Below are 25,226 nucleotides of genomic sequence, written 5' to 3'. Positions count from 1 at the left end.
CTGAATCTCCCCTTTTATATTGTTTTATTCAAAGTGGTCAGCGTAGCTTGTACATATTTCAGTCCTTGTTGTACTGACGGCTCTTTTAACCATTTCAGGATAGTGATTAGTTTGATAGGTTCAGAGTCGGCTTGCGCCTTCTGCTGAATATCCTTCACAATGCGCAGCCCCTGTCTGCCTTTTTCAACAACGGGATCAGCATATGATTTCAAGCTGGCTGCCGCATATTCCAAAGAGGCTTCGTCATGTAAAATGGCTTCGCCAAATTCCAGGAAGTTATCGAGTTTTTCAAAGAGTTCATTTAAACGCGGCAATTTTTCAAGAAGACTGATGAGTGCTTCTACTGTTTCCAAATCAAGATTGTAGCTGCGGATCAGCTCGTCATATTGATTGAGTGATTGTTTATCTTGTAAAACGGCTTTTCCAAAGTCGATCCATTCTCCCAAAGTTTCCATGTTCTTTTGATATGTTGGTAAATTGACGAGTAAGTTGACAATGGCTTTCTGTGTTTCTGGCTGCTGTAGTTGCTGTTGTATCGGATTCATTTCCATCATATCCGCGCTCCTCTACATTGTTCCTTTTAGCATGCCGTTCCAGTACATGATTGGAAGTAAGTCTTTCTTCATCATATACATGCTGGCCCGTTCAACGCCTTGGTTAAACGGCATAGATTCCGCTGGTTCCTTTGTATAGTCAAACTCCGCCAAGATCAATTTGTTGTAGCCAGTGACGATCGGGCAGGAAGAGTATCCGTCGTAATGGTGGTTCATTTGCTGGTTACGCATGCTCGCAACAATATTTTCGGCAACGACTGGTGCCTGTTTCCGGATGGCGGCGCCTGTTTTTGATGTTGGCAAGTTGGCGTTATCTCCCAAGCCGAATACATTTTCATATTTTTTATGCTGTAACGTATACATATCCACATCCACCCAGCCGTTTTCATCTGCCAAGGGACTGTTGGCAATAAATGTTGGAGCTTTCATATGGGGGACGGCATGTATCATGTCATACCGAACTTCTTCGATGCTTCCCGTTTCAAGATTCTCAAATATTGCCACTTTCTCTTCCGCTTTGATCTCCTTGAGGTCGCGGCGGAACCGCGCATTGATCTCTTTACGTTCCACTACTTTTTCAAGGGCATTGCGATATTTTACCACATCAAAAATTGCCGGGTTTGCTGAACCGAATACAATGTTCACATTTTGCCGTATCCCTTTTTTTCGGAAAAAATCTTCAGCCAGGTACATGATTTTTTGTGGAGCACCTCCGCATTTCACTGGGGAATTTGGATGTGTGAATAAAGCTGTTCCTGATGTGAAATGACGGATTGTTTCCCACGTATACTGTACATGTTCAAATGAATAGTTACTGCAAACGTTTTTTGTACCGAGTGACTCTTTTAACCCTTTAATGGAACCCCAGTCGATTTCGATTCCTGCTGCGACTACTAAAAAGTCATAGGTAACTGCTGTTTGATCTTTTAAAATAACCTTGTTATGGTCCGGATCAAAAGTGTCGACAGCTTGTTGAATCCAAAAAGCTCCTTCTGGTATCAGGCTTTCCATATCACGTTCTGAATCTTCTTTTTTCGCCGCACCTCCTCCAACAAGGGTCCATAGTGGTTGATAATAATGTTTTTGTGCGGGATCTATAATAGCTATTTCATTAGCTAAATGATGTGACTTGCGAAGTAAACGCGCTGCGACAGATATTCCAGCTGTGCCGGCTCCGACAATAACAACTTTAAAAGAGTTTCTCATGCGTTAGCCTTCTTTCTTATATTCTATGAACTTTCTACTCTAACCTTAATCAAAACAGGGAGAGAATCCTATAGGGGAAATCCCCTAATTCATTCGTGCGAAAAAAGGGGTGTCAATATGGGTGACGTTGTTTTCACTCATTTTGCAGCAATATTTCTATCGTTCTTATCAATGCCCTGCCATTAACGCAAATACTTTGGTTAAAGTCAATAAAGTATTGATCAATCGTGAAACAGCAACGAACCATCAAAAAGAAAACGGGAAAAGAAATGGCCAAGTCAGGCTGCTGAAGATGAAAAGAAGATGCTGATCTTCCCAAAGAACGATCTGTATGGAGGCAAACGTTTTTTATCCGGAGAACAGTTGGAAAGCCAATCATGCCATTATGTATGAGAGATGGGAAAAATAGGGTATTAAGAATAACCCTTGACAATGATGGTTTTGATGATGGATTTTCTCAGAAATGGATTCTTGCCGGGAATGTTACCTGAAACACAAGCCCACTATGGGCTCGAAAGCAATATCAAAAGATGCTTCATCAGACCTTTACTTAACCGTCAACCTAACGAACAGAAATTGGAACGAATCATCACCGCATAACAAATCTCCTTTAATGAAAAACAAGTGGTCAAGAATCGGCGCGCCTTGCTGGCCGCAAAAACAAAACCGGTTCCCTTACGGAAACCGGTTTTGCTTATTATAGCTTTAGTTCCCCCATGCGCAAAAGTTCAACGACAGCTTGAGAACGCCCCTTGACTCCGAGCTTTTGCATGGCATTGGATATATGATTCCGAACCGTTTTTTCACTAATAAACAGTTCGCTTGCGATTTCCTTTGTGGTCTTATCCTGAACTAACAGCTCAAAAACTTCTTTTTCTCTTTTCGTGAGCAGCGGTTTATGAGTGAAATCGTTCTCCTTCAACTATTGTAACCCTCCTTGCCTTCGCCAGCTTAAACCGTGGGGATGGGTATTTTAATTGTCACCACATCATATGTGAATTAAATATCGTGAGTGACATGTTGAAGGCAAGAAAAGGATAAATAGGCTTACGATTACTTTTTTTTACGTTGATTTCCGGGATGGATGTCCCCTGCATCTCCTTTAAATAAGAAAAAGGAGATAATAGCGGATAAGAGGGCTGCTCCAATAGCAAGATATACGCGGATATTCGGTTCGATGTCTGTGTAATGCTTATTGAGCCACCACATTGACAGAAAATAAACAATAATCCCGATCGGGAGCGCATACAAGGCGATTCTCTTCATTGTCAACTTCCTTTATTAAAAAGTATGTATCCGAGGTCCTATTCGTGACATGCAACCATTTTCGCCTTTCAGGAGCTTAACAACTTATTCTTCATCTCATCTGTCCATGGAACGCTTTTTCCTGTCTTTTTGGATACTTGCACCATGGCGCCTCTCCCCGTAAAGCATGGTGAGCCATCTTCACGTGTCGCAAGGTAATGAAGATCTACAGAGGATTTTCCCACCTCACCTACTTTCACATATACTTTTAACAATTCGTCGAAATACACCTGGGCCATGAAATCACATTGCAGATCGGCGACTACCGGCATCGTTTCGTGTTGTTGTTTTACCCAGTTCTGCATAAATCCTTTTTCTTTGAAAAAAGCAATCCGCGCCTGCTCAAAATAAACAAATGGAACTGTGTTGTTCAAATGGCCGAACATATCTGTTTCCGAAAAACGGACCTTCACTTCCTGGTAAAATGAAAATTCTTTTTTCCATTCGTTAAAGTCATGAATATAACTGATTCGGGACATCATGATCCTCCTTTTAAAAAAACAGCAGCTCCACATGGGAAAACTGCTGTTTTTGAAAATGATCTTCTTCCTTAATCCACCATATGGTCGCTTCCGAAGAAGTTTTTAAACATTTGAATGTTCGTTGCACGGTTCATTGCGGCAATCGAAGTCGTCAAAGGAATGCCTTTAGGGCAAACTTGCACACAGTTTTGCGAGTTTCCGCAACCGCTGATTCCACCGTCTTCCATCAGTGCTTCCAAACGTTCATCTTTATTCATTGCTCCGGTTGGATGGGCATTGTATAGGCGCGGGAGCGAAAGTAGAGCAGGACCAATAAAATTGGACTTGCTGTTTACGTTCGGGCATGCTTCTAGACAAACGCCGCAAGTCATGCATTTGGAAAGTTCATATGCCCATTGACGTGTTCTTTCCGGCATCCGCGGTCCCGGTCCAAGATCATATGTGCCATCAATAGGAATCCATGCTTTGATTCGTTTCAACGCATCAAACATTCGGCTGCGGTCAATGACCAGGTCGCGTACTACCGGGAACGTATCCATCGGTTCCAAACGGATGGGTTGTTCCAGTTGGTCAACGAGTGCCGTACACGATTGACGCGGCTTTCCGTTGATTCTCATGGAGCATGCTCCGCAAACTTCTTCAAGGCAGTTCATGTCCCAGGCAACAGGTGTTGTTTTTTCCCCTTTTGCGTTAACCGGATTTCGGCGAATTTCCATCAAAGCGGAGATAACATTCATATTCGGCCTGTATGGCAGTTTAAACTCTTCTGTATATGGCGGTGAGTCAGGATGATCTTGACGAGTTATGATAAAGGTAACTGTTTTGTTTTCACTCATCCCTTGTTCTCCTCTTTCTTTTTGGTATAGTCGCGTTTCCGAGGTTTGATTAACGATACGTCTACTTCCTCGTAACTGAATTCAGGCCCGTTTTTGCCCGGATTATACATCGCCATTGTTGTTTTTAACCATTCTTCATCGTTACGGTCCGGGAAGTCCGGCTTGTAGTGCGCTCCACGGCTTTCGTTTCGGTTTAAAGCTCCGATTGTAATAACGCGGGCAAGCTGCATCATGTTCCATAGCTGTCTTGTAAAGACCGCCCCCTGGTTGCTCCAGCTCGTTGTATCGTTAATGTTGATATTTTTCCAGCGTTCCATTAATTCAAGAATTTTATCATCTGTTTCTTGTAGTTTTTTATTATAACGAACGACTGTTACGTTGTCTGTCATCCACTCGCCGAGTTCTTTATGAAGGACATAGGCGTTTTCCGTACCGTCAAGCGACATAATTTCAGACCATTTTTCTTCTTCCTTTTTAACGGCTGAATCAAATAGTGTAGAAGATAGGTCTTCGGCTGTTTTATCAAGGCCATTCACATATTTTAATGCTTCGGGGCCCGCGACCATTCCTCCAAAAATGGCGGATAGCAATGAGTTTGCTCCTAGACGGTTCGCTCCGTGCTGTGAATAGTCGCATTCGCCGGCCGCGAATAAACCTTTAATATTTGTATGTTGTTCATAGTCAACCCACAAGCCGCCCATCGAGTAATGAACTGCAGGGAAGATTTTCATTGGCACTTTACGCGGGTCATCACCCGTGAACTTTTCATAAATTTCAATAATGCCGCCAAGTTTCACATCCAGTTCGTGTGGGTCTTTATGGGATAAATCCAAGTAAACCATGTTTTCCCCGTTAATACCGAGTTTTAAGTCCACACACACATGGAAGATTTCCCGTGTGGCAATATCACGCGGAACAAGGTTTCCGTATGCCGGATATTTTTCCTCGAGGAAGTACCAAGGCTTTCCGTCCTTATATGTCCAAACACGGCCGCCTTCACCACGCGCAGATTCACTCATTAAGCGAAGCTTGTCATCACCGGGGATGGCAGTCGGATGGATTTGAATAAATTCTCCATTGGCATAGGCTGCACCTTGCTGATATACAATCGATGCTGCAGAGCCGGTATTAATGACAGAGTTCGTTGATTTTCCAAAAATGATTCCCGGTCCTCCGGTTGCCATGATAACAGCATCGGCAGGGAATGATTGGATTTCCATTGTTGTCAAGTTTTGCGCGACAACTCCACGGCAGACACCGGAATCATCTTGAATGATGCCAAGGAAATCCCAACCTTCAAATTTATTGACAAGACCAGCTACTTCATGACGGCGGACTTGTTCATCCAGGGCGTATAACAACTGCTGCCCCGTAGTCGCCCCCGCAAATGCCGTCCGATGGTGCTGTGTTCCTCCAAAGCGCCGGAAATCAAGCAATCCTTCCGGCGTTCTGTTAAACATAACGCCCATCCGGTCAAGCAAGTTAATGATCCCTGGCGCTGCTTCACACATGGCTTTTACAGGAGGCTGGTTAGCCAGGAAGTCTCCGCCGTAAACCGTATCATCAAAATGGATCCAAGGGGAATCTCCTTCCCCTTTCGTATTTACAGCCCCGTTAATTCCACCCTGGGCACACACCGAGTGTGACCGTTTTACGGGTACAAGCGAAAATAGATCTACGGGGTGTCCTTGTTCTGCAATTTTTATAGTTGCCATCAAGCCGGCCAATCCGCCGCCGACGACGATAATTTTACCCTTGCTCATCGTGTGGTTTACACTCCTTTTTAGCTACTTGTTCTATTGGTTATCCGCAATCCGTGCAAAAAAATCAGCTAAAGAATCCTGGTACAAAGGCCAACGCTGCGCGGATGCCAATGACCGAAAGAATGACAAAAAATACTCCCATTACCCAAGATGAAATATATTGTGAACGTGGTGACTGGGTAATGCCCCACCGAACAAGGAAAGACCACAGTCCGTTGGACAAATGGAAAGTCGCAGAAAGAATTCCAATGATATAAATGATGAGCATGATTGGATTGGACAAAATGTCCTCCATCATTTGAAAATTCACTTCTGCACCCAGAGCTTTTTGGATACGTGTTTCCCATACGTGCCAGGAAATGAAAAGTAATAGAATAATACCCGAAATTCTTTGCAGTGTGAACATCCAGTTTCTGAAAAAGCTTAATCTGACTGGATTATTGTCTGCGGTAAATGCAATGTAGATCCCGAGAATAGCATGAAACAACAGCGGTATATAGATAACGACAAATTCCAGAATAATGACAAATGGAAGATTTCCGACAAAACCTGCCGCCCTGTTAAATGCTTCTTCTCCCATAGTAGCGAAATGGTTAATGAAAAGGTGCTGCACCAAAAAGACCCCTACCGGTATCACCCCGAGCAATGAATGCAGCCTGCGCCAATAAAACTCATTTTTTCCTGCCACAATGTAACCTCCCTTAGTACTTTGCATGTGCTTTAATCGTTTGTACAAATTATGGATGTCGAATAACACAATTCTTTGTAACAATTATGTGACCATATTACATTCTACTCCCCTGTTCATGGCTCGTCAAGGCAATGGATTCCAATATTCGAAATTCAACGCCCTACAGAATTTTCCCTAAGCTGTTCAAAAATCGTTTATAATAGAAACTAGCATTAGAGAGGGGTATGAATAGTGGAATCTCTAACTAAAAAGGAAAACAAACAACAGGAAGTGCCCATGTTTGCCTACGAACTGCTCAGAGATGTTCTCATTCCGGACTTGCTTGGCGATGACATATTCGAAATCTCTTATTTGGCGGGTAAAAACTTGGCCAGAAAGTTTCCCCTGTTATCAATCGACGAAGCTTTGTCGTTTTTTGCCGAAGCCGGATGGGGTCATTTGCAGATCGTTCATGAAAAAAGAAATGAATACAAGCTTGAATTAAGCGGCTCGATCGTGAAAAGACGGCTGCAAATCAACTCCCAATCTTGTTTCCGCCTGGAATCGGGTTTTATTGCCGAACAAGTACAGTCGATGAAACAAGCATTGGCGGAAGCCTTTGAAGAAATCGACAAAAAACAAATGAAGGTGATCATCACCGTCAGATGGGATAAAAACGACCCGGTAGGTTCGTGAATCCCTTATTTGCGCTATTCGTCAGAAATGCATCCCTTTGGGCACGAAGGAGTAGCCTGCTCTATTTAGAAGCAGGCTTCTTTTCCTGTATCTTTTATTTTTCAGCCGATTGCAAGACGCCTAGTTCAAAAGCGTCATGCAAGCTTTGAGCCGCTTCTGTCATGCAATCTGAATCGACGACGGCAGACACTTTGATTTCAGACGTGCTGACCATTTTGATTTGAATATTTTTATCAGCCAACACTTGGAACATTTTTGCGGCCACTCCCGGATTAGAGACCATTCCGGAACCCACAATTGATACTTTGGCAAGCCCCGTCTCACACTCAATATGCTCAAATCCGATTGCATCCTTTTCTTGTTCCAAAACCTGGACTGCTTCTTGACGGTCCTTATTTTTAATAGAAAAAGACAAGTTTGTTTTTCCACCTTCAATTTGACTTTGAATAATGATATCAACATCAATATGATTTGCCGCCAAAGTAGAGAAAATAGCCGGCAATCCGGTAATTTCATTTGAAAGACCAAAAACGGTCATTCTCGTAATTTGATCTTCAAAAGCAACTCCGCGAACAATGAGATTTTTTTCCATAGATACTTCCTCCTCAATCACAGTTCCTTCTTCATCTTCCACGCTCGAGCGGACTTCCAGGCTGACATTATGGTTTTTCGCAAATTCAACTGCCCGCGGATGCAATACGCCAGCACCCAAGTTGGCCAATTCCAACATTTCATCATACGAAATGGATGAAAGCTTCCTTGCTTGCGGGACGTAGCGAGGATCAGAGGTGAATACGCCGGTTACATCCGTGCATATGGAACAACGTTCTGCATCAAGGGCCGCTGCAAGTGCCACTGCTGTCGTATCAGAGCCGCCTCTGCCAAGTGTTGTGATTTCCCCATCTTCGGTTACCCCCTGGAAGCCCGCCGCAACAGCAATCTTCCCTTCTTGAAGAATTTCTTCCAGATGGTTGGTTTTTACATCAACGATTCTTGCGTTGCTGTGGACTTTTTCCGTAACAATTCCGGCCTGCCAGCCGGTCAGGGAAACAGCCTGCTCTCCCATTTCAGTCAGCGCCATGGTCAACAAGGAGATGGATACTTGTTCACCTGTCGCCAAAAGCATGTCCATTTCACGCTTTGCCGGGTTGTCTGTTATCTGCCCCGCCAGTCCAAGGAGCTGGTCAGTTGTTTTACCCATCGCAGATACTACGGCGACGACGTTCTTGCCACTTTTCTTGATGTTAATAATCCGCTTCGCCGCCTGCTTGATTTTGTCCGTGGTACTTAATGATGAGCCGCCAAATTTAATGACTACCGTTCCCATTTACATGCCTTCTTTCTTTCTCATAATAAAAAAGCAATGAGAAGCTGCTCTCATTGCTTGTGATACACGATGCCACATCATATCGACGCACAATCTGAGATAGCCCTCCAGCATGAATGTACCTTCATGCTGACAATCCTGCACTTCTTCAATGCAGAACCAGCAAAAATAATGATGGGTCTTATTTTCACTTCGGCGATCCTTCCCTTTCACCATCCTTCTTCGAAGCCCACACTTCTCCAAACGGTTACTCTTTAAGGACCGCACCTCTATCAGTTTGTTAAATTTGAATTATTATAGCATGCAATAATCAAACATTCAACTCTGCTCTTCAAACTTCTCTTTCAGCTTTTCGGCAACAGGCAACGGAATGCCGATATTCGTAAAGTCTTCCAGCGACGCTTCTTTCATTTTTTTCAATGAGCCAAAGTGGCGAAGAAGCAGTTTCTTCCGGGCCGGCCCTATACCCGGCACTTCATCCAATGCGGACTGAAATGCGCTTTTTCCTCTTAGCTGGCGATGAAAAGTAATGGCAAATCGGTGAACTTCATCCTGAATCCGTTGGAGTAAATAAAATTCATGGCTGCTTCTTCCCAATTCCACCACTTCAAGGGGATCGCCGAACAAAAGCTCAGAAGTTCTGTGCTTATCATCTTTGGCCAGCCCCGCAACCGGTATCTCCAGTCCCAGTTCATTGATTAATATATCTTTGGCCGCCTCTATTTGCCCCTTGCCGCCGTCTATTATGATCAAATCAGGCAACGGTAGGTGATCCTTTAACACCCTCGTATACCTCCGCCGGACGACTTCACGCATTGATTCATAGTCATCCGGCCCTTCAACCGTCTTGATTTTGTATTTACGGTATTCTTTTTTATCAGGCCTTCCATCAGTAAAGACAACAAGGGCAGAAACCGGGTCAGTGCCATGTATATGGGAGTTGTCAAATGCTTCTATACGATATGGCGGATAAATGCCCATTGCCTTGCCCAGTTTTTCCACTGCGCCAATCGTCCGTTCTTCATCCCGTTCAATAAGCGCAAATTTGTCATGAAGGGCCATTTTGGCGTTTTTTTCTGCCAACTCCACCAAATCTTTTTTTAGTCCCCTTTTTGGCTTTAACACTTTTGCCCCGACAAGCTGTTCCGCAAGCTCCTCGTCTACCGCTTGGGGAAGAAGAATTTCTTTCGGTTTAAAATGCTGCGGTTGTAAATAAAACTGGCCCAGAAATGTCAAAAACTCTTCCTCTTCCTCGGCATATACCGGAAAAAGGGAAACATCTCTTTCTATTAGCTTGCCATGTCTGATAAAAAAAACCTGCACACACATCCAGCCTTTTTCAATCCAAAAACCAAAAACATCCCGATCTGTAAAATCAGTAGAAATAATCGTTTGTTTTTCCATCGTTGATTCAATATGGGATATTTGATCGCGATATTCTTTGGCCCGTTCAAATTCAAGATTGTTGGAGGCTTCGTACATTTTGTTTTCCAACTCTTTTTTTACATCTTTATAACCACCGTTTAAAAAGCGGGCAATTTCACTTGTCAGTTGTTTGTATGTTTCCTGAGATACTTCATTTACACACGGTGCCAAACATTGCCCCATATGGTAATAAAGGCAAACCCGGTCAGGAAGCGCCCGGCATTTCCGCAAGGGATATATGCGGTCAAGCAACTTTTTCGTTTCATTGGCTGCATAAGCATTCGGATAGGGGCCAAAATATTTCCCTTTATCCTTTTTCACTTTGCGAGTAGTGATCAGCCGCGGATGGCGTTCATTCGTCAGTTTGATATATGGATAGCTTTTATCATCCTTTAAAAGAACATTGTATTTCGGCGAATGCTTTTTGATCAAGTTCATTTCCAAAATGAGTGCCTCAATATCAGATGAGGTGACGATATATTCAAAGTCTTGTATTTCAGATACAAGGCGTTGCGTTTTTGTGTCATGGGCTCCTGTAAAATAAGAACGAACCCGGTTTTTTAATATTTTTGCTTTTCCAACATAAATGATTGTTCCATGCCTATCTTTCATTAAGTAACAGCCGGGAAGATCAGGCAAAATTTCCAGCTTATGTTTGATGGCATTATTCATTCAAGTTACCTCCCGGTGCCAAGCGACTGCCCTACGCTCATATCATATGTGATAAGTTCGGATTAAGCTTCATGCAGCTTCGCGATAAGGTGAAACAAGATTTCCTCATTTAGGGACACGCGTATACGAAAAAAACAAGCTTCCTTTATGCTCTTTCCGCGAGGTAAAAGGACCTTCACATGCTTCCTGAGATTCGGCAACGATGTGAAACAAGTGTCTTCCCCGCTTTCGCTGCGCCGCAAGAGCATACGCATACTGAATGTGCCACCTTGAAATTTTTGTCAAGGCAAACGCTACTGCCCTTAGGGGCGCTTGCATGCTGAGTAAGCTAACTTGAAACACTTGCGATAGCATGCTTCAGGAGCACATGCTTCCTGAGTTGCATTTGACCTTGGTCAGAAAAAAATCCGAGCAATTTCGGCTCGGATTTTCACTTCGGTTTACAAATGTTTGTTGACTAACTCAGCCAATGCTTCTTTTGGCTGAAAGCCGACTGTTTTATCTACTACTTCTCCATCCTTCATGACAAAGAGAGTAGGAATACTCATTACGCCGTATTGGCTAGCTGTTTCCTGGTTTTCATCAACGTTTACTTTGACGATTTTCGCTTTATCTCCCAACTCGCCATCAAGTTCTTCAAGAACGGGAGCAATCATTTTACATGGTCCGCACCATGGCGCCCAAAAGTCGACAAGAACGACTCCACTCCCTGTTTCCGCTGCAAAGTTTTGGTCAGTTGCATTAACTATAGCCATTTTTTTACCTCCTAATAAACTATCCGAAGCTAACGCAAGTATATCATCAGGCAGTGATCCGCGCTAACAATTTGCCTGCACTTTAGTATACCCGAAACAAAAGCATTTACACACGGGGTTTAAGAGGAGGCAACCTTGATTTTCTTGAATTCTTCCGTCAGTAAAGGAACGACTTCGAACAGGTCGCCGACTATGCCGTAGTCCGCCACATTGAAAATGGTGGCTTCGGGATCTTTGTTAATGGCAACAATCACTTTTGAGTTGGACATTCCGGCCATATGCTGGATCGCTCCTGAAATGCCGCAAGCTATATATAAATCAGGCGTTACTACTTTTCCTGTTTGTCCAATTTGCAGGGAATAATCGCAATAATCCGCGTCGCATGCACCACGCGAAGCTCCAACAGCGCCTCCGAGCACATCCGCCAATTCCTTGAGCGGTTCAAAGCCTTCCGCGCTTTTCACTCCCCGTCCACCGGCAACAATGACCTTCGCTTCCGACAAATCAACGCCTTCGCTCGCTTTTGTCACAACTTCTTTCACAATTGTACGAAGGTCTTTTATTTCAACAGTCATCGTTTCCGCATTTCCGGTTTTGGAAGCGTCCTTTACCAAACTATCTATATTATTTGGGCGGATTGTGATCATGAGCGGTTCTTCGGTGCTCACCACTTTTTCAAACGCTTTTCCGGAATAAATCGGGCGGGTAAACGTAAATTCACCGTTCACTTCCTCAATCGCCGTTACATCAGATATTAAACCGGCGCTCATTTTATTCGCTATTTTCGGAGACAGATCTTTCCCCAGCGCCGTATGGCCGAAAACAATTCCCTCTGGCTCTTCTTGATTGACCACTGCCATGAATGCTTGGGAATATCCGTCGGGTGTGTAGTGTTCGAGTTGATCATCTTCGACCACTACGACCCGGTCTGCACCGTATTGAAAAAGTTCATTTGCTTGATCTTTGACCGATTTGCCGATCAGTACAGCCGTTACCTCTCCGCCTGCAGCTATTTTTTTCCCTGCGGCAATCGCTTCAAACGATACGTTTCTCAATATGCCCTCACGCAATTCACCAAGTACCAACACCTTTTTTGCCATCACCTATAACCTCCTGTTTCTCTATATAAGAATCCGAAATCAGTTAAATCACTTTGGTAAGCAAGCCAGCCAATTCTTTCACCTGGTCGGAAATATCCCCCTCCAAAATGCGGCCTGCTTCTTTTTGCGGCGGTAGGAATATTTCAACCGTTTTGGTCTTGGCTGCTACGTCATCTTCATCGAGATCCAAATCATCCAGTTCCAGTTCCTCCAGCGGCTTTTTCTTGGCTTTCATGATTCCAGGCAAAGATGGATAACGCGGATCATTCAGTCCTTGTTGGGCTGTTACGAGCAAAGGAAGCGAAGCTTCTATGGTTTCAGAATCACCTTCTACATCACGGACAATTTTGACGTTTTCACCTTCAATTTCGAGTTTCGTAATCGTTGTCACATATGGTATATCGAGTATGTCGGCAACACGGGGGCCAACTTGTCCGGAACCACCATCAATAGCGACATTACCGGCAAGTATCAAGTCGGGATCCTTGTCTTTTAAATATTCGCCCAAAATGTGCGCGACAGTCGTTTGATCATATTCATCCAGGTCATCTTCGATGTTGATCAAAGCTGCTTTGTCCGCTCCCATGGCAAGGGCGGTGCGCAATTGCTTTTCGGCTCCCTCATCCCCAACCGTTACGACTGTTACTTCCCCGCCGTGGTCGTCACGGACACGGATTGCTTCTTCAATCGCATATTCGTCGTATGGGTTGATGATAAACTCGGCCCCTTCTTCATCAATCTGGCCGTTAGAAATCGTAATTTTCTCTTCCGTATCAAATGTTCTTTTCATCAGTACAAAAATGTTCATTCTATGACCCTCCCAGTCTTTGAAAATCAAAAGTTGCTATTCTCCTATAAATTTGGGCTCCCTTTTCTCAATAAACGCCGAGATGCCTTCCTTTCCATCGTTTGAATCAAAAAGTTCGCCAAATCTCTTGGCTTCCAGTTTCAGCCCTTCTTCAAACCGTCCGCCATGGTAAAGCAACTCGATGGCCGCCTTTAAAGAGAGTGGACTCTTTTGCGCGATTAGATGTACCATTTCTTTTGCCTTTTCCAGCAATTGCTCTTCCGGATAAGCATGATTGGCCAGTCCCCATTTAACTGCTTCATCCCCCGTGAGCGGAGTACTTGTAAATAACATTTCAGCCGCCTTTGCAGTTCCCACATAGCGCGGCAACCGCTGTGTTCCCGCAAAACCGGGGATCAGCCCCAATTGCAGTTCCGGAAGCCCAAGTTTAGCGTTTTCACTTACAAGCCTGATATGACATGCCATGGCGAGCTCTAGACCACCCCCAAGCGCAGCGCCATGTATTGTAGCGATAACCGGTTTTGAAAAGTTCTCAATCTTTTCCAAGACTTCCTGTCCGTTTTGGGCGAGACCAGTAAAGGCTTCCCCACTTTCAACCGCTGTGAATTCTTTAATATCGGCACCGGCAGAAAAGAAACGGCCTTCGCCATACAAAAGAATTGCCCTTATTTCCGAATCATGTTCAAGGTCTTCGAACACGCTCGCAAGCTCCTGCATCACTTGCCGAGACAATGCGTTCGCGGGCGGACGTTCAATCTTTAGGATCGCTGCATTCCCCTCTTTAGTGACAGTGATGAACTCCATTATGTAGTCCTCCTTCTTTATACACTGCTTTTTAATTTACACCCATACAGGATTAATTCATGTACTTTCGGGGCAAGCGCAACCAAATCATACTTATGTTCATTCAAAACCCACGTTGTGGCTGTTTCATCCATCGTGCCAAAGATCATTTGCCTTGCAAGCCGGATATCCAAGTCGGCGGCCAACTCCCCGTTTTCTTTTCCGAAAACCAATATATGGTCGATCACTTCTAAATATTCTTTTAGCACTTCGTTAATTTTAAAGCGGAGCGCCTTATTGGATTGCCGCAATTCAAGCTGGGTCACGATGGCCAAGTATTGGTCTTCGGATAAAATCCGAAAGTGGTTTTGAATCATTACTAATAATTTCTCTGCTGCCGTTTTTTTTCCTGCTGTTACTTCATTTATTTTTTGTACAAACATGCCCATTTTCTCTCTAAAGACGGATATGAGAACATCCTCTTTGTTTTTAAAGTAAAGATAGATTGTGCCATCAGCGACTCCGGCCTGGCGGGCAATTTTAGAAATTTGGGCCTGATGGTAACCATTTTCGGCTATTACTACCACAGCCGCCTCAATAATTTGTTTATATTTCGGTCTGTTTCTTTTCACATGTTTCACCTTTCCGCACCATAAAATGAATGATTGTTCATTCATCATTCTATCCTAAAGGTTCATTTTTCATCTGTCAAGCAATACCGTGCAGAAGAAAAGAGCCCGCCGGCTCCAGCAATACGCCTTTTTCATTGTCCAACAAACCAAGGGAAAATCGCTGTGAAGTTTTCTTATATGTGATAAAAAAATCGTCCGTCCGATCTATCCAAGCTTTTCATCTTGCGCCTGATTTTTTTGCTCTTCCTCTACTAATACTCGGCGCAAGACCTTTCCTACGGCTGTTTTGGGCAATTCATCCCGGAATTCATATATTCTTGGTACTTTGTATGCGGCGAGATGCTTTCTGGCATATTCATCAAGTTCCTTTTCTGTCGACGTCATTCCTTCCCTGAAAACGATATAGGCTTTCACCGTTTCACCTCTGTAAGGGTCGGGAACACCGGCAACTACCACTTCTTGAATCGCTGGATGTTCGTACAGTATCTCTTCGATCTCACGCGGGTAAATGTTAAATCCACCGGCAATAATCATATCTTTTTTCCGGTCAACGACGTAAAAATAACCTTTTTCATCCATATACCCGAGATCGCCGGTTAATAACCAACCGTCTTTAAATGTTTTTTCCGTTTCCTCGGGCATGTTCCAATAGCCTTTCATGACTTGGGGACCCTTAACAGCAATTTCCCCCACTTCCCCCGGCGGCAGCGGGCTGCCCGTTTCCATACATAGGATTACTGCATCTGTATCGGGCCAAGGCACTCCGATACTTCCTTTTACCCTGTCTTTTGCCCACAAGAAGTTGGCATGGGTTACAGGGGATGTTTCTGTCAGGCCGTATCCCTCTACAAGCTTTCCACCAGTGATTTTCTCAAATCTTTCTTGTACCTCTACTGGAAGCGGTGCAGAGCCGCTAATACATGATTCAATGGAAGAGAGATCGTATTTTTTAATATCCGGATGGTTTAAAAGCCCGATATACATCGTTGGTGCCCCTGGAAAAAGCGTTGGCTTTTGTTTATGGATTGTTTTCAACGTTGTTTCGACATCAAACTTTGGCAGAAGAATGATCTTGTACCCTTGCATTACGCCTAAAATAAGCACTGTCGTCATTCCATATACGTGAAAGAATGGCAGGATGCCAAGAATGCTTTCTTCTCCTTTTTTCATCTTGTACAGCCATGCGTCACATGCTGTCGCATTGGCAATCAAGTTTTTGTGGGTGAGCATAACCCCCTTCGGTTTTCCAGTTGTTCCCCCCGTATATTGAAGGAGTGCCAGATCGTTTTCAAAATCAAGATCCGTTGTGACCGGTTCTGCTGTTGACTGGGCCATAACTTTTGGAAAAAGATGCTGGCTGCCTTCATGTTGGACATTCACAACCATTCCGGTCTGCCTCTTTTGAATAAAAGGATAAATAAAATTCTTCGGGAAAGGCAGATAATCCTTGATAGCGGTTACAATAATATGTTGTAAATTCGTTTCCTTTTTGACTTTGGCGACTCTGGGATAAAGCAAGTCGAGAGCGATGATTACGATAGCCCCTGAGTCTTTCATTTGGTATTCCAATTCCCGTTCGGTGTACAACGGATTCGTCTGTACGACGATGGCTCCGGTGTATAAAATGCCATAATAGCTGATAAACGCTTGCGGACAGTTGGGAAGCATGATTGCGACACGGTCGCCTTTTTTCACACCAAGGCTTTTCAAGTAATTGGCCATTTTGAGAGAACTTTCATACACTTCTTTATATGACATTTCCTTGCCCATAAAATGAATGGCCGTTTTATCCGGATAACGTTGTGCAGCTTCCGTTAAATATTGCTGGACCGGCTTCTCTTCATATGTGAGCGTTTTCGGAATTTCGTCAGGGTAATGCTCTAACCATGGTTTCATACAAGTATAGTCCCCCTTTTCATAAACAGAAAATTTAAACTTATGCTTATTATATTACAATAAAATCTTACATACAACGAATTACATTATTTATAGAATAAAAGAAACGCAAAAAACCGCTTCGGTAAAAAGCGGTTTTACATACGGACTAAATATATAACTCCTACCAATACGAAAATTGCACACACGACAAATAGTACTTTTGCCAGTTTTTCCACCGTTTCCTCCTTAATATATGCCGGCACCAATGACGAATGACAATCCGATCGATATGACCATTGAAATCAAGCCAACAGCGGGGTTGCCCTGTTCAATTTCTTCGTCAATTTTAAACTTCGGCGTTAAAAATTCAAATATAAAATATCCCGTCAACAACAGTAAAAAGCCAAACATTCCCCAGCCAAGCATGACGAACAATCCATCATGATGCAAAATGGAATGTCTGAAAATATTGGCGATCCCAAAAATTTTCCCGCCGGTAGCCATTGCCACCGCCACGTTTCCTTTCTTGATCTCTTCCCAATTGTTGTACTTCGTTACAACCTCAAATATAAATAGGAAGACCACAATACAAAGAACCGTAACACTATAGTAACCTGCCGTTTGGACATAATTGTTTTCCCAAAACGAGCCCAAGATCATCGCTCCTTTTTTGTTTTGGAAGAGTGTGGCTTCATCTAAATTCAACAATGGTCACACCGCTACCGCCTTCTCCCGCTTCTCCCAATCTAATACGTTTCACAGCGCGATGACGTTTCAATAATTCGGAAACTCCTGTACGAAGAGCCCCGGTCCCTTTCCCATGGATGATCGATACACGGGGATAATTGGCTAAAAGTGCGTCATCCAAATATTTCTCGACCTTCCGAAGGGCATCTTCATATCTCTCCCCGCGAATATCCAGTTCTACTCCGACATGGTAGTCCTTTCCTTTAATGGAAGCGAGCGGCTTCGGCTCTTTCTTTGGCTCGGATTGAATGAATTCCATGTCTTTTTCCGCCACTTTTATTTTCATGATGCCTGCCTGAACTTGCCACTCGTGTTGACCGGTTTTTTCAAGCAATATGCCTTTCTGGTTCAAGGTGGCGATTTTTACTTCATCACCAGGCTTAAATGAGTGTGCTTTTAGGTTGGACTTCACTGTTTCCTGCCCATCACCCATTTGCGGAACAACCGTTTCCAACCTTCTTCTTGCCTCAATAAGCTCATGTTCCTTGGCCCCTGCTCCACTCGCCAGCCTCATTTGGCGGAGTTCCTTTATGATTTCTTCCGCTTCAGCTTTTGCTTTTTCAATGACTTCAGAAGCTTTTTGCTCCGCTTTTTCATACAACTCTTGTTTTCTTGACTGAAATTCGGACATCTGCTGTACAAGATCCTTATGCAGCTTTTCCGCCTGCTTTAAATGAGCCATTGCTTCTTCATATTTTCTTTCTGCTTCGTGTCTGCTTTTTTCCAGTGAAGCAATCATATTTTCCACTTCGTTGCTCTCGGCGTTAATCAATGATTTTGCATAATCAATGATCCGATCCGAAAGCCCCAGCCTCTTCGATATTTCAAAGGCGTTGCTTCTGCCGGGAACACCGATTAACAGTTTATATGTCGGACGCAGCGTTTCAACATCGAACTCGACGCTGGCATTCACAACCCCTTCCCGGTTATAAGCATAAGCTTTTAGCTCCGGATAATGGGTCGTTGCAATAACGCGCGCTCCGCGCTTATAAACGTCATCCAGGATCGAGATGGCAAGAGCGGAACCTTCTTGTGGATCCGTACCGGCACCCAATTCATCAAAAAGAACGAGACTTTCTTCATCTGCTTTTTTCAAAATGTCAACGATATTGACCATGTGAGAAGAGAAAGTACTTAAGCTTTGCTCAATGGACTGCTCGTCTCCAATATCAGCATAAATCTGTTGGAAAACAGCTGTTTCGGAGCCTTCTGATACAGGAAGAAATAATCCGGCCTGCGCCATTACCGTTAAAAGTCCGGCCGTTTTCAACGTGATCGTTTTTCCTCCGGTGTTTGGGCCAGTAATGACAATGGTTGAATATTCCTGGCCAAGAGATATATCGTTCGCAACCACTTCATCTGCGGGAATCAGCGGATGTCTCGCACGGTATAGATGGATAACGCCCTTTTTGTTAATGTTTGGGCGAGTAGCTTGGATGTCTTTCGCAAATCGTGCTTTTGCAAAAATAAAGTCCAGTGATTCCATGATATCCACCAAAAGTTGCAGATCATCGGCAAACTCTGACACATTTGCTGAAATCTCCATCAAAATCCGTTCAATTTCCCTGTCTTCCCTTAATGCGAGTTCGCGAAGTTCATTGTTTAAGTCAACGACAGCCTGCGGTTCGATAAAAAGGGTTTGTCCGGAAGAAGATTGATCATGGACGATTCCAGGATAATTTGCACGGTATTCCTGCTTCACCGGGATGACGTACCGCTCATTTCTGATCGTAATAATCGCGTCTGAAAGCATTTTTTGTGCATTTCGGCTGCGGACGAAACTATCGAGCTTTTCCTTGATTTTTCTTTCATTTCTCCGCATTTGCTGCCGGATATTTCTGAGCGCATCACTTGCTGAATCGAGCACGGCGCCCCCGTCGTCTATCGCATTTCGGATTTCTTTTTCAAGCTCACTCATGGTGACGATGTCATTCACTTTTTCTTCCAGTATGGGGATCTCCACTTCATTTTCAAGCAAAGATTCAATAAAGCGTTTTATCGTCCGCCCTGCCCGTATCATATCAGCTATTTGAACAAGTTCCGCCGAGTTCAAAACTCCTCCGATTGCCACCCGTTTAAGATGCGGTCTGATATCATGGATACCGCTTAATGGCGCATGGCCCCTAAGTCGCAAAACAGTGGAAGCCTCATCAGTTTCCTGCAAAAGCATGGAAACTTCTTCAAATGAGGTGGAAGGTTTAAGTGTTCTGATTTGTTCTGCCCCGAGCGTTGAAGAAGCAAATGGTTCCATTCGGGAAAGAATTTTATCAAATTCTAATGTTTTTAATATCTTTTCGTTCATGGGGTAAAACATCACTCTCCCATTATTAATCGCCGCGTTTTAAGAAGGCAAGCAGCTCGTCTTTTTTCCATGTGTTTATAACAGATCCCGGACGGATCCAGCCTTTTTTCGCATATGATACGCCGACATCCATATATTCCAAATGACTGATGTTGTGCGCATCCGTGTTGATGACGATCTTCACTCCGGCTTCCTGGGCTTTTTGGAGATGACTGTACGCCAAATCAAGTCTTGCCGGATTGGCATTCAATTCAAGCACCGTATCCGTTTCTTTGGCCAATTCGATCAGCATGTCCATGTCTACCTCATAACCGTCACGCCTTCCAATCAAGCGCCCTGTCGGATGGGCAATGATATCGACATGCGGGTTTTGCAAGGCATTTGTTAAGCGTTTCATTATTTGGGACTTGGGCTGAAAAAAACTGGAATGGATAGAGGCAATGACAATATCAAGCTCAGAAAGGAGCTCATCTTCAAAGTCCAGTCTTCCATCCGGCAATATATCCATCTCGATTCCAGATAAAATGAAAATATCGTCATATTTTTCATTTAAGGCTTTGATTTCTTCATTTTGCTTTCTCACCCGGTCGGGCGTAAGGCCGCCTGCAACCCGCAAAAATTCAGAATGGTCCGTAATGGCCATATATTCATACCCTTTTTTTCTGCATGCTTCGATCATTTCTTCAAGGGAATAGGCGCCATCCGACCAAGTCGTATGCATATGAAGATCACATTTTATATCGGCTAATTCGATCAACTGTTTTGCTTCCGAAAAATGTTCAATTTCTTTTCCATTCATCCTGATTTCAGGAGGAATCCAAGGTAACTGAAAATGTTTGAAAAATTCTTTTTCTGTCTGAAACGTCTCCACTTTGCCCGTTTCAGTGTTTTCCACTCCGTACTCGCTAATTTTTTCGCCCCGTTCTTTGGCAATTTGGCGCATCCGGACATTATGTTCGGCGGATCCTGTAAAATGGTGTAGGGCCGTGGCAAATTCGCTCGGTTTAACGATCCGGAAGTCAACAGAGATTGTATAATCGGCTTGCAGGTGCAAGGTTACTTTCGTATCTCCGCTCACAGCGGCTTCTCCATCCAATTTCAGCAATTGTTCTTTTACAGCCTTGGGATGCTCTGTCGCTATGACAAAGTCCAAATCCTTGATTGTTTCCGATAAGCGCCGTAAACTGCCGGCCCGGGAAAATTGCTTGATTTCTTTGACTTCTTTTAAATAGGACTCTATTTGCTCAGCAAATGGAAGCATATAAGCAATCGGGAAGCGGTCAGGCTGTCTGCCCATTTGTTCAAGAGCGTTTTTAATGTTTTCTTCTGTTTTTTTCCCAAAGCCTTTCAGCTTCCTGAGCTTTCCGGCAGCGCATACTTCTCGTAAAGACTCCACGTCTGTGACATTTAATTCCTTATAGAGCCTTGCGATCGTTTTACCGCCAAGCCCCGGAATTTGCAGCAGCGGAATCAAGCCTTTCGGAACTTCTTCCTGAAGTTGCTCAAGAACGGAAGAAACACCATCTTCCACAAATTCCTCGATAACAGCGGCCGTTCCTTTCCCAATCGCCGGAATTTCGGTGAAATTTGTTATCTCGGAAAGGCTCCGGTCATCTGCTTCCAGCGAGGCAGCCGCTTTTCTAAAAGCAGCTGTTTTAAAAGGATTTTCCCCTTTTAACTCCATGTATATTGCAATCTTTTCCAATAAACGAATCACATCTTTTTTGTTGATTTCCATATTTATGTCACCAACCGTTCTCATTCTCCTGCCTATCATTGTAGCAAATTAGCAAGACAAAAGAAAAACCTCTCTTTGCGCAAAGAGAAGCTTAGCTTTTAATGTAGTTAAACCACATATTCTTGACCTCGCCGGAAAGGAAAGGGGTGTAATGGATGATCCATTTGGCGAGGATGGATTGATCGAGAGCATCCTGGATATTGGAAATCGGCAATAGGGCCCCAATATATAAAAGGATGAACAGCAAAATATAGATTTCCAAAAAGCCCAGTATGCCCCCAGCCCAGACATTCAGTGTCTTTAAAATTGGAAAGCTGGCGACAAAATCCAATGCCGAACCAATGATCCCAAGGATAATACGAACAGCAATAAAAAGGATGACAAAAGCAATGGCCCGATAAAATGCTTCATCAGCGCCCGCTCCATCCAATAGTATTTTCATAGTTTGTCCATGATCAAAATCAGGGTAAGGAACCCAAAGTTTCAATTTTGGTGCCAAATCATCATAATAAATGTATGCGACGATAAAAGATATGATAAAGCCAACCATGTGAATAAGCTGCAAGATAAATCCTCTTCGCAACCCAACGAAAAAACCGGTGGCCAATAGAATCAATAATACTAAACTCAACATGAAAAGCTCATTCCTTTAAGCGTTCAAGCTCTTTTTCCAAATGTTCGAAGCGCTCGTGCAGTTTAATATAATCATGAACGGCATTGACAGCCGTTAGTACAGCTAGTTTGCTTGTATCGAGATTTGGATTCGCCGAGCGAATCTCATACATCTTCTCATCCACCAATCGGGCCACTTTTTTTACATGTGCTGACGTTTCCGTCCCCGTAATGATATAATGTTGGCCATAGATTGTAACAGGAGTGCGGATTTTTTGATTTCCCGACAAATCGGATGCCTCCATTTCCTAAAGAAATCCCACTTTCTTATCATATCACGAATAAAAATAGATGGGAATAGATGTCTAAATTTGTTTATTCCTGATCTTTCATGTAAGGGAGCAATGGATATGGCAAATATTGTTATTCAAGCAAAGCGAGCAGAAATAGATAAAATGAAAGAATACTACCGTCCATTTTTAAAAGACACTTCTCCTCCAGGCAGTGTTTTTTCTGCAAAAAAAGGCGGATGCACGATCACGGCCTACCGTTCGGGAAAAGTAATGTTTCAAGGTGTTGGACGTGAAGGGGAAGCTGGAAAGTGGGCGAACCTACACGATCTGCCAACGGCTACAAAGCCGAGAAAAGCTTCCGGGACTCCGCTTCCGGAAAACATTACCAACCTTTCGGTCATCGGATCGGATGAAGTCGGTAAAGGAGATTATTTCGGCCCGCTCGCTGTCGTGGCAGCCTATGTAAAAAAAGAGCATATTCCTCTTTTAAAGGAACTTGGTGTAAAAGACTCCAAGCACTTATCAGACAAGCAAATTACGGACATCGCCAAAGATCTTCTCACGTTTATTCCCTACAGCTCGTTAAAGCTCAATAACAAAAAATACAACGAGGCGCAGGCGTCTGGAATGACGCAAGGAAAAATGACGGCCATCCTGCACAACCGGGCTCTCTTGCATGTTTTGGAAAAAATAGCACCGGAAAAGCCGGAAGCGATCTTGGTTGACCAGTTTGCGGAAGCCCAAATATATTTCCGCCATTTAAAGGGGCAAGAAACAATTTTAAAAGAAAATGTCTACTTCAGTACAAAAGCAGAAAGTATCCACCTTGCTGTTGCCGCCGCTTCCATTTTGGCGAGGTACTCCTTTTTGCAAGCAATGGAGCAATTAAGCAAAAAAGCCGGTTTTTCCCTTCCGAAAGGGGCCGGCTCCATCGTGGATGTTGCGGCCGCCAGGCTGATAAGGAATAAAGGTTTGGGCGCTTTGTCCGAATTTGCCAAAGTGCATTTTGCCAATACTGAAAAAGCGAAGAAAATAGCGGGGATTTCATAGTGCGAAAAGGGGCGCCGATTAATCAGGCGCCCCGTTCAATTCAAGGTGTAAAAGCTTATCATCATTTGCGGCAGGTGTTCCCCTGCCATCCGTATTGTTTGTTATAAAAAACAAATCATTTTTCTCTATGAATATATCTCTAGTCCGCCCTTGTCCCGTTTGAAAAATATCGGCATTTCCGGTTGATAAATCATATTGAAAGACTGCCTGGCCCCGGAGCCCCGCAATGTAAAGCCTGCCATTGGCATAGGCGATGCCTCCAGGCGCCCACGTCTTTTCGCCTGTGTGAAACATCGGGGTTTCCATTCCTGCTTGCTGCTCATCCCCCTGGATGACAGGCCAGCCATAGTTTTTTCCGGGTTCGATTTGATTTAATTCATCATGTGCGCTTGATCCATGCTCTGAAGCATACATATTTCCATTATCATCCCAGGTGATGCCTTGCGGGTTGCGGTGGCCATACGAATAAACGGGAGAGTTTGGAAATGGATTATCAGAAGGGATCGTTCCATCCATTTCAACCCTTAATATTTTTCCGGCCAAGCTGTTTACATCTTGGGCTAAATCAGGTGCGGAGGCGTCTCCTGTTGTTATAAACACTTTTCCGTCCGGCCCGATCTTTATCCTGCCGCCATCATGAATGTGAGCCCCCGGTATTCCCTCCAGTATGCTATCCGTTTCCATCCAACCGTCCGCCTCTTTTTTCAACCTTATAAGCCTGTTGAAAATGTCTCCATTTTCTTCATAAGTATGGTAGGCGAATGCTTCCAAATCCGTATTCGGGATAAGCTCCAGTCCAAGGAAACCCGCCTCTCCCCCGGTAAATATATCCTTTGTGGTCATGACAGGCAACCGGCTATATTCCCCGCTTTCTGGATCTACGGAAACAATCGCGCCATTCCTTTCACTTATATAAAACTGGCTCCCTTTCTTTGTAATCGACCACGGTACGGATAGATGATCGGCAATAACTTCAGGAGCAACCCTTCCGGAAGCCGGCGCTTCTTCTTTTCGTTCGGCGCTTTCGTTCTGCTCCTGCTCTTTTTTAGAGCAAGCGGCTACAACAAACAATATCATCAATACATACCATACCTTTTTCATAACCGATCCCTCCATGGATAAAGTGAAACTTCTAGCCGCGGCGAGCTTTTACGCCGCTGACTGTGAGTTGAGCCAATCGGGCGATTACTGGCAGTTGATTTCAATGAAAAACCTTGCTATTTTACAAATCAGTTTAAATAGAAGTCTTACTGCAAGTTAACGCCGGATAAGGTGAAACTTCTAGCTGCGGCGAGCTTTTACGCCGCTGACTGTTAGTTAAACCAATCGGGCGATTACTGGCAGTTGATTTCAATGAAAAACCTTGCTATTTTACAAATCAGTTTAAATAGAAGTCTTACTGCAAGTTAACGCCGGATAAAGTGAAACTTCTAGCCGCGGCGAGCTTTTACGCCGCTGATTGTGAGTTGAACCAATCGTAAGTTACTGTGGGGACTTCAGCTAATCGTTCGTTGGCCAATTGCGATTGCTGGCTGGAGGCTTCAGCTATTGTTAGTTAAGGCAATCGGCAGTAACTGGCTGTTGCTCTCCTC

At 43.9% G+C, this 25,226-nt stretch carries 25 protein-coding genes and 1 riboswitch; of the genes, 3 read left to right on the top strand and 22 right to left on the bottom strand.

All coding sequences use genetic code 11. From position 1 onward, the window contains the following. Positions 1-14 precede the first annotated feature (14 nt). A complete protein-coding gene (locus MHB50_RS05035) occupies positions 15-554 on the bottom strand; it encodes a hypothetical protein (RefSeq protein WP_340084937.1) in 540 nt (179 codons plus the stop codon). A gap of 12 nt (positions 555-566) precedes the next feature. Beyond that, a complete protein-coding gene (locus MHB50_RS05030) occupies positions 567-1,760 on the bottom strand; it encodes an FAD/NAD(P)-binding oxidoreductase (RefSeq protein WP_340084936.1) in 1,194 nt (397 codons plus the stop codon). A gap of 121 nt (positions 1,761-1,881) precedes the next feature. Here MHB50_RS05030 and MHB50_RS05025 point away from each other — a divergent pair, with 121 nt between their 5' ends. Further along, entirely contained in the window at positions 1,882-2,070 is a 189-nt protein-coding gene (locus MHB50_RS05025) for a hypothetical protein (protein WP_340084935.1), read from the top strand. 387 nt (positions 2,071-2,457) lie between these two features. Here MHB50_RS05025 and MHB50_RS05020 read toward each other — a convergent pair whose 3' ends face one another. The 6 genes from MHB50_RS05020 to MHB50_RS04995 form a co-directional block, all read right to left on the bottom strand. Then, positions 2,458-2,682 (bottom strand): response regulator transcription factor, encoded by a 225-nt coding sequence (locus MHB50_RS05020; protein WP_077110157.1) that lies wholly within the window; start codon positions 2,680-2,682, stop codon positions 2,458-2,460. A gap of 131 nt (positions 2,683-2,813) precedes the next feature. Then, the gene (locus tag MHB50_RS05015; protein ID WP_077110156.1) at positions 2,814-3,026 is read right to left on the bottom strand and encodes a hypothetical protein; all 213 of its coding nucleotides are present in this window, start codon (positions 3,024-3,026) and stop codon (positions 2,814-2,816) included. A 68-nt stretch (positions 3,027-3,094) separates the two neighbouring features. Then, the gene (locus tag MHB50_RS05010) at positions 3,095-3,544 is read right to left on the bottom strand and encodes a thioesterase family protein (protein ID WP_077110155.1); all 450 of its coding nucleotides are present in this window, start codon (positions 3,542-3,544) and stop codon (positions 3,095-3,097) included. A gap of 71 nt (positions 3,545-3,615) precedes the next feature. Further along, positions 3,616-4,383, bottom strand: coding sequence for a succinate dehydrogenase iron-sulfur subunit (gene sdhB / locus MHB50_RS05005; RefSeq protein ID WP_077110154.1), 768 nt, complete (start codon positions 4,381-4,383; stop codon positions 3,616-3,618). Continuing rightward, complete coding sequence (sdhA, locus tag MHB50_RS05000; protein WP_077110153.1) at positions 4,380-6,146, bottom strand: succinate dehydrogenase flavoprotein subunit; 1,767 nt, start codon at positions 6,144-6,146, stop codon at positions 4,380-4,382. Before sdhA ends, sdhB begins: the two co-directional genes overlap by 4 nt. 64 nt (positions 6,147-6,210) lie before the next feature. Beyond that, entirely contained in the window at positions 6,211-6,834 is a 624-nt protein-coding gene (locus tag MHB50_RS04995) for a succinate dehydrogenase cytochrome b558 subunit (protein WP_077110152.1), read from the bottom strand. A gap of 234 nt (positions 6,835-7,068) precedes the next feature. On the opposite strand from MHB50_RS04995, the gene MHB50_RS04990 reads away from it, so the two are divergent. After that, complete coding sequence (locus MHB50_RS04990; protein ID WP_340084934.1) at positions 7,069-7,512, top strand: YslB family protein; 444 nt, start codon at positions 7,069-7,071, stop codon at positions 7,510-7,512. 94 nt (positions 7,513-7,606) lie between these two features. Here MHB50_RS04990 and MHB50_RS04985 read toward each other — a convergent pair whose 3' ends face one another. The 13 genes from MHB50_RS04985 to zapA form a co-directional block, all read right to left on the bottom strand. Then, on the bottom strand, positions 7,607-8,839 hold the full coding sequence (locus MHB50_RS04985) for an aspartate kinase (protein ID WP_339162316.1): 1,233 nt from the start codon (positions 8,837-8,839) through the stop codon (positions 7,607-7,609). 92 nt (positions 8,840-8,931) lie between these two features. Next, positions 8,932-9,119: riboswitch (Lysine riboswitch) on the bottom strand. A gap of 38 nt (positions 9,120-9,157) precedes the next feature. Beyond that, entirely contained in the window at positions 9,158-10,936 is a 1,779-nt protein-coding gene (uvrC, locus tag MHB50_RS04980) for an excinuclease ABC subunit UvrC (protein ID WP_339162313.1), read from the bottom strand. A 440-nt stretch (positions 10,937-11,376) separates the two neighbouring features. Beyond that, complete coding sequence (gene trxA / locus MHB50_RS04975) at positions 11,377-11,691, bottom strand: thioredoxin (protein ID WP_077110148.1); 315 nt, start codon at positions 11,689-11,691, stop codon at positions 11,377-11,379. Between the two features lie 119 nt (positions 11,692-11,810). Further along, positions 11,811-12,791, bottom strand: a complete 981-nt coding sequence (locus MHB50_RS04970; RefSeq protein ID WP_077110147.1) for an electron transfer flavoprotein subunit alpha/FixB family protein — start codon at positions 12,789-12,791, stop codon at positions 11,811-11,813. Positions 12,792-12,834: 43 nt separating this feature from the next. Then, positions 12,835-13,599, bottom strand: a complete 765-nt coding sequence (locus tag MHB50_RS04965) for an electron transfer flavoprotein subunit beta/FixA family protein (protein ID WP_340084933.1) — start codon at positions 13,597-13,599, stop codon at positions 12,835-12,837. 36 nt (positions 13,600-13,635) lie between these two features. Beyond that, on the bottom strand, positions 13,636-14,403 hold the full coding sequence (locus tag MHB50_RS04960; protein WP_340084932.1) for an enoyl-CoA hydratase: 768 nt from the start codon (positions 14,401-14,403) through the stop codon (positions 13,636-13,638). Positions 14,404-14,420: 17 nt separating this feature from the next. Further along, positions 14,421-15,014, bottom strand: coding sequence for a TetR/AcrR family transcriptional regulator (locus MHB50_RS04955; RefSeq protein WP_077110230.1), 594 nt, complete (start codon positions 15,012-15,014; stop codon positions 14,421-14,423). A 204-nt stretch (positions 15,015-15,218) separates the two neighbouring features. Next, on the bottom strand, positions 15,219-16,910 hold the full coding sequence (locus MHB50_RS04950) for a long-chain-fatty-acid--CoA ligase (RefSeq protein WP_077110144.1): 1,692 nt from the start codon (positions 16,908-16,910) through the stop codon (positions 15,219-15,221). A gap of 228 nt (positions 16,911-17,138) precedes the next feature. Further along, positions 17,139-17,546 (bottom strand): DUF350 domain-containing protein, encoded by a 408-nt coding sequence (locus MHB50_RS04945; protein WP_139345567.1) that lies wholly within the window; start codon positions 17,544-17,546, stop codon positions 17,139-17,141. A 37-nt stretch (positions 17,547-17,583) separates the two neighbouring features. Further along, entirely contained in the window at positions 17,584-19,941 is a 2,358-nt protein-coding gene (locus MHB50_RS04940; protein ID WP_340084931.1) for an endonuclease MutS2, read from the bottom strand. A 25-nt stretch (positions 19,942-19,966) separates the two neighbouring features. Beyond that, complete coding sequence (gene polX / locus MHB50_RS04935; RefSeq protein WP_340085291.1) at positions 19,967-21,679, bottom strand: DNA polymerase/3'-5' exonuclease PolX; 1,713 nt, start codon at positions 21,677-21,679, stop codon at positions 19,967-19,969. 91 nt (positions 21,680-21,770) lie between these two features. Continuing rightward, entirely contained in the window at positions 21,771-22,313 is a 543-nt protein-coding gene (locus tag MHB50_RS04930; RefSeq protein WP_077110143.1) for a CvpA family protein, read from the bottom strand. Positions 22,314-22,320: 7 nt separating this feature from the next. Continuing rightward, on the bottom strand, positions 22,321-22,581 hold the full coding sequence (gene zapA / locus MHB50_RS04925) for a cell division protein ZapA (RefSeq protein WP_077110142.1): 261 nt from the start codon (positions 22,579-22,581) through the stop codon (positions 22,321-22,323). Positions 22,582-22,701: 120 nt separating this feature from the next. On the opposite strand from zapA, the gene rnhC reads away from it, so the two are divergent. After that, positions 22,702-23,634: a ribonuclease HIII gene (gene rnhC, locus MHB50_RS04920; protein ID WP_077110141.1), complete on the top strand. Its 933-nt coding sequence runs from the start codon at positions 22,702-22,704 to the stop codon at positions 23,632-23,634. 18 nt (positions 23,635-23,652) lie between these two features. Here rnhC and MHB50_RS04915 read toward each other — a convergent pair whose 3' ends face one another. Further along, the gene (locus MHB50_RS04915; RefSeq protein ID WP_077110140.1) at positions 23,653-24,735 is read right to left on the bottom strand and encodes a PQQ-dependent sugar dehydrogenase; all 1,083 of its coding nucleotides are present in this window, start codon (positions 24,733-24,735) and stop codon (positions 23,653-23,655) included. Between the last annotated feature and the right edge of the window lie 491 nt (positions 24,736-25,226).

This window comes from Siminovitchia sp. FSL H7-0308, assembly GCF_037980985.1.
GTDB classification, from domain to species: Bacteria; Bacillota; Bacilli; order Bacillales; family Bacillaceae_C; genus Siminovitchia; species Siminovitchia thermophila.
The sequence above is the reverse complement of the archived record's forward strand: the minus strand, read 5'-3'. Positions and strand labels throughout refer to the sequence as shown.